Source organism: Kitasatospora sp. NPDC059803 (genome assembly GCF_042732255.1).
GTDB lineage: Bacteria > Actinomycetota > Actinomycetes > Streptomycetales > Streptomycetaceae > Kitasatospora.
This window is the reverse complement of sequence record NZ_JBHWIJ010000195.1, coordinates 1-16,290: the sequence shown is the minus strand read 5'-3', so window position 1 is coordinate 16,290 and position 16,290 is coordinate 1. Positions and strand designations below refer to the sequence as shown.

At 76.3% G+C, this 16,290-nt stretch carries 14 protein-coding genes and 1 tRNA gene; 7 read left to right on the top strand and 8 right to left on the bottom strand.

Annotated elements, in window-relative coordinates; translation table 11 throughout:
- Positions 1-46: 46 nt before the first annotated feature.
- Positions 47-1,018: a hypothetical protein gene (locus ACFV6I_RS26690; RefSeq protein WP_380428071.1), complete on the bottom strand. Its 972-nt coding sequence runs from the start codon at positions 1,016-1,018 to the stop codon at positions 47-49.
- A 42-nt stretch (positions 1,019-1,060) separates the two neighbouring features.
- On the opposite strand from ACFV6I_RS26690, the gene ACFV6I_RS26685 reads away from it, so the two are divergent.
- From ACFV6I_RS26685 to ACFV6I_RS26670, 4 genes are all read left to right on the top strand, one after another.
- The gene (locus tag ACFV6I_RS26685; RefSeq protein WP_380428069.1) at positions 1,061-1,633 is read left to right on the top strand and encodes a GNAT family N-acetyltransferase; all 573 of its coding nucleotides are present in this window, start codon (positions 1,061-1,063) and stop codon (positions 1,631-1,633) included.
- Positions 1,634-1,823: 190 nt separating this feature from the next.
- Positions 1,824-2,564: a sensor domain-containing protein gene (locus tag ACFV6I_RS26680; RefSeq protein WP_380428067.1), complete on the top strand. Its 741-nt coding sequence runs from the start codon at positions 1,824-1,826 to the stop codon at positions 2,562-2,564.
- A 118-nt stretch (positions 2,565-2,682) separates the two neighbouring features.
- The gene (locus ACFV6I_RS26675) at positions 2,683-3,435 is read left to right on the top strand and encodes a hypothetical protein (RefSeq protein WP_380335512.1); all 753 of its coding nucleotides are present in this window, start codon (positions 2,683-2,685) and stop codon (positions 3,433-3,435) included.
- A gap of 36 nt (positions 3,436-3,471) precedes the next feature.
- Entirely contained in the window at positions 3,472-3,933 is a 462-nt protein-coding gene (locus tag ACFV6I_RS26670) for a GNAT family N-acetyltransferase (RefSeq protein ID WP_363376805.1), read from the top strand.
- On the opposite strand, the gene ACFV6I_RS26665 is transcribed toward ACFV6I_RS26670, so the two are convergent.
- The 6 genes from ACFV6I_RS26665 to ACFV6I_RS26640 form a co-directional block, all read right to left on the bottom strand.
- Positions 3,930-5,108, bottom strand: coding sequence for a hypothetical protein (locus tag ACFV6I_RS26665; protein WP_380428065.1), 1,179 nt, complete (start codon positions 5,106-5,108; stop codon positions 3,930-3,932). The genes ACFV6I_RS26670 and ACFV6I_RS26665 overlap by 4 nt on opposite strands.
- Positions 5,109-5,702: 594 nt before the next feature.
- Positions 5,703-5,776: transfer RNA gene (locus ACFV6I_RS26660), tRNA-Met, on the bottom strand.
- A gap of 50 nt (positions 5,777-5,826) precedes the next feature.
- Positions 5,827-7,122, bottom strand: a complete 1,296-nt coding sequence (locus ACFV6I_RS26655) for a PrsW family intramembrane metalloprotease (RefSeq protein ID WP_380428063.1) — start codon at positions 7,120-7,122, stop codon at positions 5,827-5,829.
- Between the two features lie 116 nt (positions 7,123-7,238).
- Positions 7,239-8,069 carry a tRNA (guanosine(46)-N7)-methyltransferase TrmB gene (trmB, locus tag ACFV6I_RS26650; RefSeq protein ID WP_208869083.1) on the bottom strand — a complete coding sequence of 277 codons (831 nt, stop codon included), beginning with the start codon at positions 8,067-8,069 and terminating at the stop codon, positions 7,239-7,241.
- A 55-nt stretch (positions 8,070-8,124) separates the two neighbouring features.
- Positions 8,125-9,360 (bottom strand): L-2-hydroxyglutarate oxidase, encoded by a 1,236-nt coding sequence (lhgO, locus tag ACFV6I_RS26645; RefSeq protein WP_380335521.1) that lies wholly within the window; start codon positions 9,358-9,360, stop codon positions 8,125-8,127.
- A 172-nt stretch (positions 9,361-9,532) separates the two neighbouring features.
- A complete protein-coding gene (locus tag ACFV6I_RS26640) occupies positions 9,533-10,960 on the bottom strand; it encodes a hypothetical protein (RefSeq protein ID WP_063348294.1) in 1,428 nt (475 codons plus the stop codon).
- 741 nt (positions 10,961-11,701) lie between these two features.
- On the opposite strand from ACFV6I_RS26640, the gene ACFV6I_RS26635 reads away from it, so the two are divergent.
- The 3 genes from ACFV6I_RS26635 (at position 11,702) to ACFV6I_RS26625 (ending at position 15,348) form a co-directional block, all read left to right on the top strand.
- The gene (locus tag ACFV6I_RS26635) at positions 11,702-13,852 is read left to right on the top strand and encodes an asparagine synthase-related protein (protein WP_063348293.1); all 2,151 of its coding nucleotides are present in this window, start codon (positions 11,702-11,704) and stop codon (positions 13,850-13,852) included.
- Between the two features lie 128 nt (positions 13,853-13,980).
- Positions 13,981-14,502, top strand: coding sequence for a universal stress protein (locus tag ACFV6I_RS26630; RefSeq protein ID WP_159398461.1), 522 nt, complete (start codon positions 13,981-13,983; stop codon positions 14,500-14,502).
- 141 nt (positions 14,503-14,643) lie between these two features.
- On the top strand, positions 14,644-15,348 hold the full coding sequence (locus ACFV6I_RS26625; RefSeq protein ID WP_079135703.1) for a DsbA family oxidoreductase: 705 nt from the start codon (positions 14,644-14,646) through the stop codon (positions 15,346-15,348).
- A gap of 43 nt (positions 15,349-15,391) precedes the next feature.
- Here the strand turns inward: ACFV6I_RS26625 and ACFV6I_RS26620 are convergent.
- A partial coding sequence (locus ACFV6I_RS26620; RefSeq protein WP_380428061.1) for an NPCBM/NEW2 domain-containing protein occupies positions 15,392-16,290 on the bottom strand: 899 nt, incomplete at its 5' end.

Sequence of the window (16,290 nt, the reverse complement as noted above, 5' to 3'; positions counted from 1 at the left end):
GCCCCCCCCCCACCCAGCGCCCCCCGCCCCGCGGGTATTCGCCGCGTCACTCCTGCGCCGGGTCCGCCGGGTCGGCCGGCCCCGTCGGGTGCGCGTCGGACTCTTCCTGCGCCGGCCCCGCCAGCTCCTCCAGGCGGGCGTCGAACTCCTCCTGCGCCAGCCCCGCCAGATACGCGTCGATCTCCTCCTGCCCCGGCTCCGGCGCGAGGTCCGGGAACTCCTCCACCAGCAGTCGCGGCAGCCCGGGCACCGTCCACTCCCCGTACAGGTCGAGCGCGGCCTCCACCGCCGCCTCCTCGAACGCCCCGAAGTCCCCGGCCAGTTCGTCCGGCATCGGCCGCCCCAGCGCGGTCAGCTCGGTCAGGTTGCGGTAGCTGCGCCGCATCAGGCCCTGCTCCAGCAGCCGACGCGCGCCGTCGGTGGCCATGCCGACCGAGATCACCCGGGTCGGGCTCCAGCCCTGCTCGTCCACCTCGTCCAGCCAGCCGGTCTGCGCCAGTGCGGCGAACCTGGCCAGCCGCTCCTCCTGCGCCAGCTCCCGGAAGCCGGTCAGCCACTCCCGCACCGCCTCCGGATCCGTGACGTCCGCCCCGTACGCGTGCAGCAGCAGCGCGTACAGCCGGGGCCAGGTCACCAGGTCGGCGCGGCGCAGCAGCCCGGCCGCGACCTCGCCCTGCCACTCGGCCTCGGCGTGCAGCCGCTCCTGGCGCTTGGCGTTGAGCCGCTTGGCGGCCCGCTGGTGGTCGGTCAGCAGCCGGACGGCGGCGCCGTACGCGAACGGGTCCGCCTCCGGTTCGGGTTGGACGTACAGGTAGAGCCGCTCGTACAGCAGGTGCTCCACCGCGTTCGAGGTCAGTTCGGGCCAGCCGTCGTGCATCCTGCCCTCGCCCAGCTCCAGCAGGGCCAGCACCGCGCGCAGCGGCGCTTCGGCCACCGGGGTGCGGTCCTCTTCCGCCGCCCAGGCGAGCAGGTCGGCGGCCCTGGTGCGCGGGGCGAGCCGCAGGTCTTCGTCGTTCATAGCTCGAACGGTAACCGCTGGCCGGGAGTAGGGTCGGCTGCCATGGTCCCCGTACGACTCACCGGCCCCCGGCTGGCCATCCGCGAGTATCACCACACCCCCGGCGACGTGGACGCGCTGCACGGGCTGTTCGGCGACCCGGAGGTCACCCGCTACCTCCCCTTCGAGCCGCGCGACCGCGAAACCTGCGCCGACCAGATCGAGCTCTACCTGGAGGAGGCGATGGCGCCGGAGCGGGACACCTACCGGCTGGCCGTCACCCGGCGCGACGACGCCGAGGACCCGGTGGACGCCACGCCGATCGCCCACGCCTCCCTCACCCTCGGCAAGCACCGCTCCGCCCACCTCGGCTACGTGCTGGGCCGCGACGTCTGGGGCCGCGGCTACGCGGGCGAGATCGCCGGCCTGCTCTGCGAGCTCTCCTTCGAGGCCCTCGGCGTGCACCGGCTGGCGGCCCGGGTCGACGTGGACAACGCCGCCTCCGCCAAGGTGCTCCTCCGGCTCGGGTTCCAGCTGGAGGGGCGGGTCCGGCACGACCTGTACAAGGGCGGCGCCTGGTCCGACTCGTACCTGTACTCGCTGCTCGCCGACGAGTGGACCGGCGCGGCCGGCTGACCTTTCGGCGCGGACATCCGGAGTGGACGTCCGGCGCGGACATTCGGCACGGACCCGGGGCAGGCCTGCCGGGTCAGGCCCGGGGGGTTAACCCCACCCCCGATCCGCCAGGCCTCCGGATCCTCCCCGGCCCGCCGTTCGACCAGACTGATGCCATCAGCAGCCGAGAACGAGGGACCGGGGCCGGGACATGAGCATCAGCCGAAGCACGCAGGACCGCGAGTGGGACGTCCTCGGTGGTTACGGCGACGACCCGCGTCCCGCTCGGGCCCACCGGACCGAGGAGCCGCCGGCCGTCTGGCGGGCGCCGTTCTCCAAGCACTACTACCGCGAGATCGGCTACACGCTCACCGGCCTGCCGCTGTCGGTCATCGGCTTCTCCGTCTCGATCATCCTGTTCTGCATGGGGGTCGGCACCTTCGTCACCGTCCTCGGCCTGCCCGTGCTCGCCCTCCTGACCACCGTCGCCCGCGGCATGGGCCGGATGGAGCGGGCCCGGGTGCGCGGCATGCTGGCCCTGGACGTGCCCGCCCCGGCGCCGGTGCGCCAGACCCGCCCGGGCACCTGGGGGGCGATCACCGCGCGGCTGGCGGACCCGTCCGGGTGGAAGGCCGCGTTCTACCAGGTGGTGATGTTCCCGTGGGCGGTCCTCAGCTTCGCCCTGTCGCTGGTGTTCCTGCTGCTCGGCTGGGCGATGGCGCTGTACCCGCTCTACCAGTGGGTCTTCCCGGCCTTCACCCCGTGGCGCGGGTACCGGCTCTTCGACTTCTACGACAGCGACAACGTCCAGCACGTCTACTACGTCGAGGGGGCCTGGCAGATCGCCGGCTTCTCGCTGGTCGGGGTGCTGCTCATCATCCTCACCGCGCAGCTGGTCCGCGGCCTGACCAACGTGAACCGGGCCGCCGCCCAGGGCCTGCTCGGCCGCTGAACCCCGCGGGCCTGCCCGGTCCCACTCGCTTCCCCGGTCCCGCCCGCCTCACCGGCCCCGCCCGCGCCCCGGACGTGCTCCGGATGCGGGCGGGGCCGGCCCGTGTTCGGATGGCCGGGTGGCCGCCGCACACACCCCCGCCGACCCGGGCGCCCTGGGCCGGGACATCCTGGTCACCTCCCGCCCGCTGGACGAGTACTGCGACCTGTTCGACCTCACCCGGGCCCAACTCGCCGCGCTGCCGGGCCCGGTGCTGGACTGCCCGGGCGGCGCGGCCGGCCTGGCCGCCGAGGCGCGCCGGCTCGGCTGCCGGGTGATCGCCGCCGACCCGGCGTACGCGCTCCCCGCACCCGAGGTCGCGGCCCACGCGCTGGCGGCCCGGGCGTCGATGGCCACCGCGATGGCCGCCCGCCCGCACCTGTACCCGTCGCCGCGCTCCTGCCGGCCGGACCGCTACCTGCGCAGCTGGGACCGCGCCCGCCGCCTGTTCGCCGCCGACTCGGCCGCGCACCCGCAGCAGTACGTGGCCGCCGCGCTGCCCCGACTGCCGTTCGCGGACGGCGCCTTCGCGCTCACCCTGAGCGGCTACCTGCTCTTCGCCTACCCCGAACTGTTCGGCCCCGAGAGGCAGTTGGCCGCCCTGGTGGAACTCGTCCGGGTGACCTCCCCGGACGGCGAGGTCCGCGTCCAGCCGCTGCACGACGGCCACGGCCTCCGCTGCGCCCACCTCGACCCGCTGCGGTACGCGCTCGGCGAGCGCCGCGTCGCCAGCGAGATCCGCCGCTTCCCCCGCGCCGCGGACGGCCGCACCCGCCGCGTCCTGGTCCTGCGGTCCGCCGACCACCGCCGCCGGTCCGCCGCCGAAAAGTAATGGTCTCTCATGGTCAGCACCCCTATACTCGCCCGCATGAGCGAGACGACCATCAGGCGCGCCGGGGCGGCCGACGCCGACCGGCTCACCGAGCTGATCCAGGCCTCCACCGCCTACCGCGGCGACTACGCGGCGATGATCGACGGCTACCGGGTCACCCCCGAGTACGTCGCCCGGCACGAGGTGTTCCTGGCCTCGGACCCGACCACCGACCGACTGCTCGGCTTCTACGGCCTGATCCGCGAACCGGCCGAACTGGACCTCATGTTCGTCGCCGACGAGGCCCAGGGGCTCGGCATCGGGCGGAAGCTGATCGCGGACATGCTGGAGCGCGCCCGGGCGGCCGGGATCGCCTCGGTCAAGGTGGTGTCCCACCCGCCCGCCGAGGGCTTCTACCTCCAGATGGGCGCCGAGCGCACGGGCACCCGCCCGCCGCAGGTCAAGACGCCCTGGGAGCAGCCCGAACTGCGCTTCACCGTCAAGGAGTTCAGCAGCTAGCTGTGGTCGCCCGCGGACGGAGCCGACTGGACGGGCTGGACGGGCTGAGCGGGCTGGACGGGCTGAGCGGGTGGGGCCGGCTGTCCCGGTTGGGCAGGTTCGGTGGGTGGGGCCGGCTGCGTCGGGACGAAGGCCGTCGCCTCCAGCCGGGACAGGATCTTCTCCGCCAGCCAGCTGCGGTCCGACCCGTACGGGATCCCCTCCGGCAGCACCAGCTGCCCGGCCACCGCGTCCCGCAGCCGCTGCGCCTCGGCGCCGGGCAGCCGGGAGAGCAGCCCCCGGGCGGCCAGCAGCGCGTGGTACTGCTCGAAGCCGGAGCGCGGGCGCTCGATCGCGTCCAGCAGGCTCGGCAGGTCGGCCAGCGACGGGTCGCCCTGCATCAGCGCGAGCGCCTGGATCCGGCGGCCCTCGGAGCCGTCCGCGTACAGCGCCCGCACCTGGTCGGCGGTCAGCGCCGAGCGGCGCGCGGTCGAGCGGACCTCGGCCACCACGCCCTCCGGCCCGGACGAGGGCGAGGAGGCGGGCGGCAACTGCGCGGCCAGCGCGGCCGACTGCTCCGCGCTGCCCCCCAGCAGCCCGAGCTGCTGCATCGCCCGGACCCGCAGGTCGTCGGCGCCCACCTTGTCGCCCCGCCGGTCGCGGTCCTGCCCGGCGAGGAAGAGGTCCAGGGCCTGGTCGGCGTCGGTCAGCACCTGCGGCAGCGCGAGCCTGGTCACCAGCCAGCCGGCCAGGAAGCCGAAGACCACGAAGTACAGCACCAGTGCCGCCGCGAACGGCACCGCGGCGTCCTCCCCGCCCAGCGCGGGGGCCAGTGCGGTGCCGAGCTGGTGCAGCCGCTCGCCGAGCGAGCCGAGCTGGGTCAGCCCGACGCCCAGCAGCACCTTGGTCAGCCAGTCGGACACCTGCTCCAGGTTGGTGTTCGGGGCGTACGAGCCCTGCGGTTCGCCGCTGCCGCTGCGCACCCGGGGCACTCCGAACAGGAAGCCCAGCGCGCCGCCGAGCACCGTCGAGGCCCCGGCCACCACCAGCCCGCCGCCGAAAGCCTGCCAGGCCTGCTCCCGGCCGAGCGAGAAGAGCAGCAGCCCGAGCAGGCCCGTCCCGGCCAGCGCCCCGGGCGCGGCCCACCGTGCCGTCCGCAGGGCCGTCGTGCCGCTCCGCCGCCGCGCCTTCGCCATCGCCTACCCCCTGTGCCCGCGCCGCTCCGCTCCGGAACCCGCGCCGACTCTAGCGCCGCGGCCCCACCGCGGGAACGACCCGGGGGCGCCCCGGACAGGGCGCGGGTGACGACCAAGAGCGGCGGAAGACGCCGGAGGGCGGCGGAGAACGCAGACAGCCCGCAGGCTGCTCCTCCGCGCCGGCCCGTGCACTGGCCTGGCGCCGAGGCACCGGGGATGTTCCGGTGGGCCTGCGGGCCGGGTGACTGCTATGGATTTCGCCTGCCGGAGGCCTCAGGCCTCACCCCGCGCAGGCAGGGGCGGCTCTAGCGAGCAGCCACCTCACGCATCCTGATGGAACTCAATTCAGGATCACCTCCCTTCAGTGTGCCGCCACGATAGGCAGCCCACCGGCCGGAGGGCAACGGATTTATCGGTGGCCCGCCCGGCAGCCGACGGCCGGGCCGCCGTCGTTCGGGCTGCCGTCGTTCGGGAGGTCTCCGCTGACGGGGGCCCAGGTCCTGTTGCGGCTTCGCGGCAGAACGTTCCTTCGCCGTGCCGGGGAACGCGAAAGGCCCGGAGGACGAATCCTCCGGGCCTTTCGTTGCTACTGAGTAGCGGGGACAGGATTTGAACCTGCGACCTCTGGGTTATGAGCCCAGCGAGCTACCGAGCTGCTCCACCCCGCGTCGGTAAACACAACAATACGGGGAAGTCGCCGAGATGGGAAATCGGTTCTTCAGACCACCCTGGCGGAGCGCCTGTCGCGCCGGGCGGCGTGCCGGGCAGCCCGGGACCTGGCCCAGGCCGCGAAGCAGACCAGCGCGGCGAAGCAGGGCACCATCAGCGCCCCGTACACCACCAGGAAGCCGTCCGTGCCGAGGTCGGCGGCGGCGTTCCAGGTGCCGTGCAGCGCCATCGCGAGCAGCAGCCCGGTCGGCGCGGCCAGCCGGGCCAGCCAGCGCCGACCGGTGGTCAGGGCGACGGCCAGGCCGATCCCGGTGAGCGCGGTGAACAGCGGGTGCGCGAAGGGGGAGAGCAGGGCGCGCAGCACGAAGGTCTGCACGGTGCCGTCGAAGTCGCGCAGGCTGGGCGGATCGCCGAGGCCGATGCTGTCCAGCCGCTGCCGCTGGTCGGTGGTGAACGCCCGGCCCAGGTAGAGGGCGTTCTCGGTGAAGGCGAAGCCGCAGGCGGTCATCCCGCCGAGCACCACCCCGGCCGCCAGGGTGCGGGGCCGGGAGCGGCGGTGCGGGCCGCCGCCGGAGGGCGGGGCCGGGCGCAGGTACGGCAGCGGGCGCAGGTAGGGGCGCAGCCGCAGCCGGCCCCGGGCGTGCGGAACGGCCGGGCGGCGGGCGTACGTCCGGGGGAGCCGGGGGGCCGGCAGCCGGTGCAGCAGCGGAGCGCAGGGGCGGCCGGTGCGGCGGCCGTGGCAGCGCAGCCGCTGGCCGAGCGGCAGCAGCAGCACCAGCAGGGCGGTGGCCTTGGCGGTCTCCTCGATCAGCGGGGTGGCGATGCCGGCGCCCAGCAGTTCGCCGAGCGGGCCCTGGTGCGAGGTCAGGTAGTTGGCGGTCCAGTTGTTGGCCACGATGGCGACGGTGGTGGCCGCGCAGGCGCCCCAGCCGAGGCAGAACACGGTGTGCCGCAGCGGCACCCGGGCGGTCAGGTTGAGCCAGGCCAGGGCGCCGAGCACGAACGGCAGCGGCACCATCGCCAGGCCGACGCCGACCAGCAGGCCGACGGTGCCGGTCTGGCGCTGGACCAGGTGCAGGATCAGCACCCCGCAGCCGGCCAGGGTCAGTACGGCGGTGGCGGTGACGGAGGAGACCGCCACCGAGCGGCCGCGCCGGGGCGGTGCGGCGGCTCCGGCCGGTGGCGGTGGCGGTGAAGCGGCGCCGGCCCGGGGCACGAGGCGGTGGGCCCGGCGCCTCCGGGGCCCCGGGATGGTCCGGGTGTCGCCGGTGCGCGGGACCGTCTCCGGTGCGTCGGCGGCGGCCTGGACGGTGGCCCGGGACCCGCCGCCGGCCGGGCTGCCCATGCGGCACAGGGTAGGCCACCGCACCCGCCCGTCGGGAGGACTCGGGACGAACCGTCCGTCCGGGGAACGGCCCCCCGGTCAGCGCGTGGTGGCCTGTTCGAACGGCCGACGGCGGCTCAGCGGCGGCGGAACAGCAGGTCGTGGACGACGTGCCCCTTGGCCAGTCCGGCCCGTTCGAACTTGGTGACCGGGCGCCAGTCCGGCCGCGGCGCGTAGCCGGGGATGCTGCCGTCCGGGTGGTCCGCGGGCTCCAGCCAGCCGCTGCCGTCACCCTCGGGGTGCAGGTTCTCCAGCTCCGGCGAGGCGGACAGCACGGCCAGCATCTGCTCCGCGTACGGCTCCCAGTCGGTCGCGCAGTGCACCAGGGCGCCGGGGGCGAGCCGGGGCAGCACGAGCTCCAGGAAGGACGGCTGGACCAGCCGGCGCTTGTGGTGCTTGGGCTTGGGCCACGGGTCGGCGAAGTAGACCCGCAGGCCGGCCAGCGAGGCGTCCGGCAGCATGTCGCGCAGCAGGATCACGGCGTCGCCGGCGGCCGGCCGCACGTTCCGCGAGCCGTCGCGCTCCAGCAGGCCGAGCAGGTTGCCGTGGCCGGGGGTGTGGACGTCGGCGGCGAGGATGCCCATGGCCGGGTCGGCGGCGGCCATGGTGGCCGTGGTCTCGCCCATGCCGAAGCCGATCTCCAGGGTGACCGGCAGCTCGCCGAACAGCTCCCGCAGGTCGAGCGGGCTGCCGTCGATCGGTATGCCGTAGGCCTCCCAGCCCCGGTCCAGGGCGCCCGCCTGGGCGTTGGTCATCCGGCCCCGGCGCGGCTGGAAGCTGCGGATGCGCCGCTCGCGGTGCTGGGCGTCGGTGGCCTTGTGCGGGTACATCGGCGCGGGGTAGCCGGCCGGTGCGGCGGACAACCGGGCGGACGGCGAGGGCTGGGGGATGGGGGCGGTGGCAGTCACAATTCCCCGAGTCTACGGGGCCCCCGGGCCCCTCCCGAAGGTGCTGTGACCGGGCTCATCCGCCGGCCTCCAGCGCCGCCAGCGCCCGGCGGGCCACCTCGCGGCCGATCGGCAGCGAGGCCGTGGCGGCGGGGGAGGGGGCGTTCAGCACGTGCACCGCGCGGCGCGGGGAGCGCGGGTCGGCCGGGTCGAAACCGGCGAAGGCGAAGTCGTCCAGCAGCGAGCCGTCCCGGGCCACGGCCTGGGCCCGGACCCCGGCGCCGGCCGGCACCAGGTCCTCGGGGGCGACGGCGGGCAGCAGCCGCCGCACGGCGGCGGTGAACGCCCGCTTCGACAGCGAGCGGTGCAACTCGCCCACCTCCTGGCGCCAGTGCCGCCGGGCGATCCGCCAGGTGCCGGGGAAGGCCAGCGTCCCGGCCAGGTCGCGCGGGCGCACGGTGCGCCAGTCGTAGCCCTCACGGGCCAGCGCGGGCACCGCGTTCGGGCCGACGTGCACGTCCCCGTGGACGCCCCGGGTGAGGTGCACGCCGAGGAACGGGAAGGCCGGGTCGGGCACCGGGTAGACCAGGCCGCGCACCAAGTCCCGTCGCCCTTCGGCCAGTTCGTAGTACTCGCCGCGGAACGGCACGATCCGCACCCCGGGCTCGTCCCCGGCCAGCCGGGCGATCCGGTCGCTGTGCAGCCCGGCGCAGTTCACCAGCACCTGGCAGCGCAGTTCCCCGGTGGAGGTCTGCACCGTCACGCCGTCCGCCCGCCGGGCCGCCGCCCGCAGCTCGCAGCCGAGTCGGAGCTCCGCACCCGCCTCCCGGGCCAGCCGGGCGTAGGCGGTGGCGACGGCCGGGAAGTCGCAGACGCCGGTCGTACCGACGTGCAGCCCCGCCACCCCGGTGACCTGCGGCTCGTACCGGGCGATCCCGGCCCGGTCCACCTCGGTGACGGGGATGCCGTTCGCCCGCCCGCGCTCGGCCAGCGCCGCCAGCCGGGGCAGCTCCTCCGGGCCCGTGGCCACGATCAGCTTGCCGGTGACCTCGTACGGGACACCCTGCTCGCGGCAGAACGCCACCAGCTCGGCGGCGCCCGCCACCGCGTACCGGGCCTTGTACGAGCCCGGCCGGTAGTAGACGCCGCTGTGGATCACCCCGCTGTTGCGGCCGGTCTGGTGGGCGGCGAAGCCGGGCTCCTTCTCCAGCACCGCGAGCCGCAGCCCCGGCCGGGCCCGGGTCAGCGCGTACGCGGTGGCGAGGCCGACGATCCCGCCGCCCACCACCAGCACGTCGAAGTCGTACGCCACCGCCCGCTCCTCGCAGTCCGCCCGGCTCCCCCCGCCGCCGATGCTGCCACGCCGGGCGGGGCCGGTCGAGGGCGCCGAGGGGCGGGCGGTGGCGCCGGCCGGCGGTGTCGGGCCTGGGTGCCCGGGGCCCCTCTTGCCGGTGCACCTCAACGACCGCCGGGCTCGCCCCCGGTCACGCCGGGGCGACCAGGACCGCGCGGGCCCGTTCGGTCAGCTCCCGGACGCGGCGCTCGCCCTGGAAGGGCTCCAGGCGGCGCAGCATCTCCACCACGTACTCCCGGCTGCGCTGGGAGGAGATCCGGCCGGCCACCTCGACGGCGCGCTCGCCGGCGGCGACTGCGGCGTCCAGGTTGCCGGCCTCGGCCTCGGCCATCGCCGAGACCACCAGGCGCAGGCCGTGCGAGCGGACGAAGCCCTCGGTGGGCTTGGCCAGTGCCTCGCGGGTGAACTGGCGGACCTTGGAGGGCACTCCGAGGTCGCGGAAGCACTCGGCGGCGTCGGCGGCGAGCCGGTCGTAGGCGTAGAAGTCGATCCACGCCGGATCGGGATCCCCGGCGCGGGCCCGTTCGAGTGCGCTCTCCGCCGCGCCGAGTGCCGTCGCGCACGCCGCCGCGTTGCGGGCCTTGGCCTGGGCCCGGGCCTCCACCAGGTGGAAGAAGCTCATCGTCCGGGCGGTGGCCAGGCCCCGGTTGCGCTCCAGGGCGGCCTGGGCGAGGTCCACCGCCTCCTCGGCGAAGCCCCGGTAGCCGGCCTGGAGGCTCATCGAGGCGAGCACGTAGCCGCCGAGCGGCACGTCGGCGGCGGCCCGGGCGAGCCGCAGGGCCTGGATGTAGTAGCGCTGGGCGGCCTCGTGCTGCCCGGTGTCGAAGGCCATCCACCCGGCCAGCCTGGTCAGTTCGGCGGTCGCGCCGAACAGCGCCCGGCCGACGGTGTCGCTGTACGAGGCCAGCAGCAGCGGGGCCGCCTCCACCCGCAGGCACTCCGGCACCATCGACGAACGCCAGTCCCCGCCGCCGTACTTGGAGTCCCAGCGGCGGGCCTCCTGGGCGGCCTCGCGGAGCTTGGCGGCGTCCGAGTGGCCGACCCGGTAGGAGGACGCCTCGCTGGGCGCGCGCGGCGCCTCCCGGGCGACCGAACCGTCCGCCGGGGTGATCAGCCAGCGGGACACCGGCGTCGCGTAGGCGGCGACCGAGAATGTGCCGGCCAGGCTGTCGCTCCAGCGGCCGCCGCCGGGGCCGCGGCGCAGGTCGAGGTCGACCCGCCACAGGTCGGTGGCGGAGCGGACCGCCTCGGCGACGTCGCGCGGGAAGGCCAGGCCGAGTTCGGGGGCCGGGTCGGTGTCGCCGAGGCCGATCTCCTCCAGCGGCACCGGGCGGCCGAGCTTGCCGCCGATCGCGGTGGCGATCAGGTGCGGGACGGGCCCCTGCGGGACCATGCCCTTGCTGACCCAGCGGGCCACCGAGGTCTTGTCGTACCGCAGGGTCAGCCCGCGCTGGGCGCCCAGGTCGTTGACCCGGCGGGCCAGTCCGGCGTTGCTGATCTGGGCGAGGGTCAGGAGCGTGCCGAGCCGTTCGTTCGGTCCTCGTGGGCTGACGGTCATGGTGGCGGCGGCACCTCCTGCGGCCTTGTGCGCGGGGCCCGGGCGGCACCGGGCCGTAGCTGCTGTACCTAGAGTAGTCGGACGCGTTCCGACGGTTAAGAGGCCGCATTCCGGATGGCGGGATCGTGCACCCGGCGGTGCGGCGCCGGCTCCTCGCCGGGGTTGGTCCGGACCACTCGGATCGGGCCGGGGGTGCCGCGCGCCGGAGCGTCGTGCTCCGGTCCTGTGTTCACGTGCGCCCGGCCGTGCCCCCTGGCTCGACCGGCTGGTCGGCGATTCGCTGGTGGTCGTGGGTCGGCCCGCCGTCGAGGACCCGGCGGGCCGGGGGACGCCGCCGCCTCAATCCCCGCGGGTGGTGGCTGAGTCCGGGAGGGCATGCGGATGCCCTCCCGGGCTGGGCGACGCCTTTCGGCCATCTCGCGATGCCCATGTCAAAGGCGGCGCGGCGGGCGGTACGGGCCGGGGAGGGGAAGGCCCGGCCCGCCCTGCGGACCACGCGAACACGTCAACACCCGCTGCCCGCACCGGGATCGCCGCCGGGGCCGGAACCACCCCGCGCCGGGGTCACCGGCGGAACCGGAACCGGCAACACGGGCCACGGGAGCGCCAACCGGTGGCACGATGTCTCCTGACGGCGCGCCGGTACCCGGGGCCGCCGTCACGGCACACCGCGGACCGGCGAGGAGCCGCCCGGCGGCGGACGCGCCGTACGGGTGCAGGTCCTCGTCCGGTGGAGGCGCGATGCGGTGGCTGACGGGCTGGAGCACGGGCGCGCCCCGGGCGGGCGCACCGGCGCACGAGGCACTCGGTACGGTCGCACCGATCGCCGCGCGCCCCCTGTGGACCGGACCCAACCCGCTCTGGGCCGTCGGGGACTGGCGCCCCGAGGAGATCCGCCTCGCCACCCTCCGCCCCGGCGCCCCCGCCACGGTCACCACCGGCCCCACCGCCCCCGACCCCGTCGAGGACACCCCCGCCACCCTGCGCCTCGCCGTCCTCGGCCACTGCGGCGCCACCGACGCGGAACTCGCCGCCGGCCTCGCCGCCGCCCGCGGCGGCGCCGTCCGCCACCTCACCGCCTGGCCCGGCAGCTACACCGCCGTCCTGCGCACCGGCACCCGCTCCACCCTGCTGCTCACCGACCTGGCCGGCGCCCAGCCGGTCTTCCACACCCCCTGGGCCGGCGGCACCGCGTACGCCACCGCCGCCCTCCCGCTCGCCGACCTGGTCGGCGCCCCGCTGGACACCGGCCACCTCGCCGCCCGGCTCGCCTGCCCCGAATCGCCCGAGGCGCTCGGCACCGGCACCCCGTACCTGGGCGTCCAGCGGGTGCCCCCCGGCCACGTGCTCGCCATCCGCGGCGGCCACCCCTACCTCTCCGCCTACGACGACCCCGCCGTCCGGGAGCAGCCGCGCGACGAGGCGCCCGCCGTCCGCGAACTCACCCGCGCGCTGCTGGAGTCCGTCCGCTCCCGGGTCCGCACCACCGCGCCCGCCACCGTGCCGGGTTCGGCCGGCCGCGCCCGGCTCGGTGTCGACCTCTCCTACGGCACCGCCTCCGCCACCGTCGCCCTGCTCGCCGCCGCCGTACCGCTGCCGCCGGTGCCCGCGAGCACGGGCCCGGAGCGCCTGCCGGCCGTCCGCGCCGGGGCCAGGAACGGCGCGGTCAAGGGCTCCTGGACCCGCGTCGCCGCCCAAGAGCCCTCCGCCCCGGAACAGTTGGCCGCCGTCACGCTCGGCGAGACCGAACCCCCGACCACCCTCGCGCTCGCCCCCGACACCCCCCGGCTGCGGCACACCGTGCTCCACCCCGGCCCCGACACCCTCCCGTACGCCGGACTGCACGCCGACGCACCGCCCGGCCGGCTCACCGACGAGCCCGGGCCCGAACTCGTCGCCGCCGCCCGCGCCGAGGCCCGCTTCGACGTCGGCGGCACCGACCACCTCACCGGCTACGGCGCCCGCCAGGTCCTCGACGGTCACCCGGCCCGGCTCGCCGACCTCATCCGGGCCGGCCGCCCGCGCGAACTGCTGCCCCCGGTCGCCGCGCTGGCCGGTGCCGACCGGGCCGTCGTCGGCGTCCTGGCCGGCGCGCTGCGCACCCCGCTCACCGTGGTCCGGGCCGCCCACCGGCTCTCCCGGGTCCGGTACGCCGAGGCGCTGGACGACGCCGCCGCCAAGCTGACGGCCCGCCATCTTCCGGGCAACGGCCGCACGGCGGGCGACCGTTCGGCCGGCGACCTCGCCTGGTGCGTCCCCGGCCCGGCCGCCCGCTGGCTGTCCGACGAGGCGCTCTCCTCCGTCGCCCTCCGGCTGCGACTGGCGGCGCGCAGACCGGCGCCCGACGAACGCCCGGGCGCACACCGCGCCCGGCACGCCCTCTACCGGCACGCGCGCTCCTACCGCACCCTCGTCCACGCCGCCGAACAGCCCGGCCAGCGGCTGCACGCGCCGTTCCTCGACAACCAGGTGGTCCGCGCCGCCCGCCTGCTCCCCGACGACGTCCGCCTCCAGCCCGGTGCCCGGCACGCCCTCCTGCACGCCGTCCTCACCGGCGCCGGTCGCACCGACCTGCCCCCCGACTGGGGCCGCGGCCCCCGCCCCGACCGCACCGCCCCCGCCCGGGCCGGCCTGCGCCTCGCCGCCGACGGCCTCGCCGAACTCTTCGACGCACCCCTCCTCGCCGAAGCCGGCCTCATCGACCTCCCCGCCGTCCGCGCCGGCCTCGCCGACCCCGCCACCCCCCTCTCCCCGGCCGCCCTGGCGGGCCTCGCCGACCTGGTCTCCACCGAACTCTGGCTCCGCCGCATCCGCGCCCGCCGCCACGGAGCCTGCTGGACCGGCCTTCCCCTGGCCCAACCCCCGGCCCTCAGCCCCGTCCGTCCCTCCTGACCCGGCCGGGCGCGCCGCGCGCCCCACGCCCCCGCGCCGCGCCCGCCGCGCCCGGCCGGGCGGCGGGGTCCGGGAGCCGGGGCAGGTGATGATGGCGGGCAACGAGTCCGTCGGTGAGGAGAGCCGTGGTGGCCAGCGTGAGCCCGGAGCAGTCCGTTCCCGTCGTGCTGTCGGTGCTGGGGCGGCCGCCGACGGGGCGCCCGCCGGGGGTGCTGGCCGCGTGCGACGGGTCGGACGGGTCGCTGTGGGCGTTGGACCGGGCGATGACCGAGGCGGAGCTGTTCGGGCTGCCGCTGTACGTGCTGGCCGTGGTGAACCCGGCGCCGGCCGGCTATCCGCCGGGGATGGCGGAGCTGGTGCAGGAGAGCGTCGAGACGTTGGTGGAGAGCATGGCGGACGGGCTGCGCCGGGCGGTGGTGGCCGTGCAGGGGCAGCGTTCCCGGCCGTACGCGGGGGAGATGTCGCTGCACGTGGTGCTGGGGAACGTGATCGAGGTGCTGCTGGAGGCCTCGACCCGGCAGCACACGCTGGTGCTCGGCACGCGGGGGAACGGGGGGTTCGCGCGGCTGCTGCTGGGTTCGGTGAGTTCGGCGGCGGTGCACCACGCGGCCTGCCCGGTGCTGGTGGTCCCGGCGCCTGCGGAGGGCTGACCCGGGGCGGGGCCGGTGCGCTGACCAGCCCGGCTCGGGGCGCTGACCAGGGAGGCTGACCGGGGTGCCGGGAATGTACCGAGATGGTTCATCGTTCACCTATCCCGACACCCGTCCCCGCCCCACCCCTGGAGTCCCCTCATGAAGGTCGAGATCTGGTCCGACATCGCCTGCCCGTGGTGCTACATCGGTAAGCGCCGCTTCGAGCAGGCCCTGGAGGGCTTCGCCGGCAAGGAGGGCGTCGAGGTGGTCTACCGGCCGTACCAGCTGGTCCCGGACGCGCCGGCGACGGCGAGCCCGCACCGCGCGTGGCTGGCCGAGCGCTACGGCCCGCAGTCGGTGGCGATGGACGCGCGGGTGGCCGAGCTGGGCCGCGCCGAGGGCATCACGTACGACTTCGACGCCGCGCTGCACGCCAACACCTTCCTGGGCCACCGCCTCCTGCACCTCGCCGAGACCGAGTACGGCGCGGCCGTCCAGGGGCGGCTGAAGGAGGAGCTGCTGAAGGCGCACTTCACCGACGGCGTCGACGTCGGCGACCGCGCCGCGCTGACCGACGTCGCGGTGGCGGCCGGCCTGGACCGGGCGCGGGTCACCGCCTACCTGGCGGGCGACGAGGGCGCCACCGAGGTGAGCGCGCAGCTGGCCGAGGCCCGGGAGCTGGGCATCACCGCCGTGCCGACCTTCGTGTTCGAGGGCAAGTGGGCGGTGCAGGGCGGCCAGGACGAAGAGACCTTCCGCAAGGTGCTGGAGCAGGTCGCCGCCGAGATCGGCGAGACCCGCCCGGCGCCGGTGCAGGTCGCCCCGGCGGGGGAGGCCTGCGCGGACGGCTCCTGCGCGATCTGACCCCGCACAGCCCCACCCCGCACAGCCCCCGCCGAGGCCCGTTTCAGGAACACCTGAAGCGGGCCTCGGCCCAGTCCGCCACGTTGAGCGCCGACCAGATCCCGTGCACCGGGGTGACCACCAGCCGGATCGACTTCTGCCCGGCCAGCGGCACGTGCACCGGTGCCGCGTCGTCCCCAGCGGCGAGCGGGGAGGAGCGCCACAGGGTGCTGCCGTCGCCGCCCTGGACGGAGAAGACCACGCCGCCCGGCGAGAGCGTGGCGTCGTCGACCCCGGCGACCGCGTCGAAGGACGTGCAGCTGCGGTTGAGGTCGATCAGGGTGGTCGCCGGGGCGCGCACGGTGATGGCGTGCCCGTGGCGTTCGCCGCCGATCCAGGCGCTGTCGTGCTGCCAGAACCAGTCGCTGCCCTTCTGCCGGATGCTGGGGCCGGGCGGCGGCACCCGGTTGTTGCCGGGCTTGACCACGGGCAGTGAGTCGGCCCAGAAGTCGGCGGGCGCGGGCGGCGAGGGCGGGGTGACCGTCGGGGTGGGCAGCGGCGGCACGGTGGGCGTGGGGACGACGGGGACGACCGGCGGCTCGGGCGTGGGCAGCGGCGGCACGCTGGGCGTCGGCACGACGGGGACGGCCGGGGCCGGCGGCGTGGGGGTCCGCTTGGGCGTCGTCGAGCTCGGCGTGACCGGCGACGCGGCCTTCGTCGTGGTCTGGGCGGCTGCCGGGGCGGCTGTCGGGGCAGGCGTCGACCGGGTGACCGGCGTCGCGCTCGGAGTCGGGTTCGGGCTCGGCTCGGACGGTGCTGGGGCGGTCGCGGCGCTGCTGGGCGCCGGGTCGGCGGGCGCGGGCGGTGCGGGTGCGGGGGCCTGCGGCCGGGGGGTGGCGGGGGCGCCGGCGGCGGGGGGCGCGGCCGTGGGGGGCTTGGGCTCGGGTGAGCCGGTGAGCGCGT

Excerpts from the sequence above, each read along its gene's own strand:
- ACFV6I_RS26690 (WP_380428071.1), bottom strand. The coding sequence starts at position 1,018 with ATGAACGACGAAGACCTGCGGCTCGCCCCGCGCACCAGGGCCGCCGAC.
- ACFV6I_RS26685 (WP_380428069.1), top strand. The coding sequence starts at position 1,061 with ATGGTCCCCGTACGACTCACCGGCCCCCGGCTGGCCATCCGCGAGTAT.
- ACFV6I_RS26680 (WP_380428067.1), top strand. The coding sequence starts at position 1,824 with ATGAGCATCAGCCGAAGCACGCAGGACCGCGAGTGGGACGTCCTCGGT.
- ACFV6I_RS26670 (WP_363376805.1), top strand. The coding sequence starts at position 3,472 with ATGAGCGAGACGACCATCAGGCGCGCCGGGGCGGCCGACGCCGACCGG.
- ACFV6I_RS26665 (WP_380428065.1), bottom strand. The coding sequence starts at position 5,108 with ATGGCGAAGGCGCGGCGGCGGAGCGGCACGACGGCCCTGCGGACGGCA.
- ACFV6I_RS26655 (WP_380428063.1), bottom strand. The coding sequence starts at position 7,122 with ATGGGCAGCCCGGCCGGCGGCGGGTCCCGGGCCACCGTCCAGGCCGCC.
- ACFV6I_RS26640 (WP_063348294.1), bottom strand. The coding sequence starts at position 10,960 with ATGACCGTCAGCCCACGAGGACCGAACGAACGGCTCGGCACGCTCCTG.
- ACFV6I_RS26635 (WP_063348293.1), top strand. The coding sequence starts at position 11,702 with ATGCGGTGGCTGACGGGCTGGAGCACGGGCGCGCCCCGGGCGGGCGCA.
- ACFV6I_RS26625 (WP_079135703.1), top strand. The coding sequence starts at position 14,644 with ATGAAGGTCGAGATCTGGTCCGACATCGCCTGCCCGTGGTGCTACATC.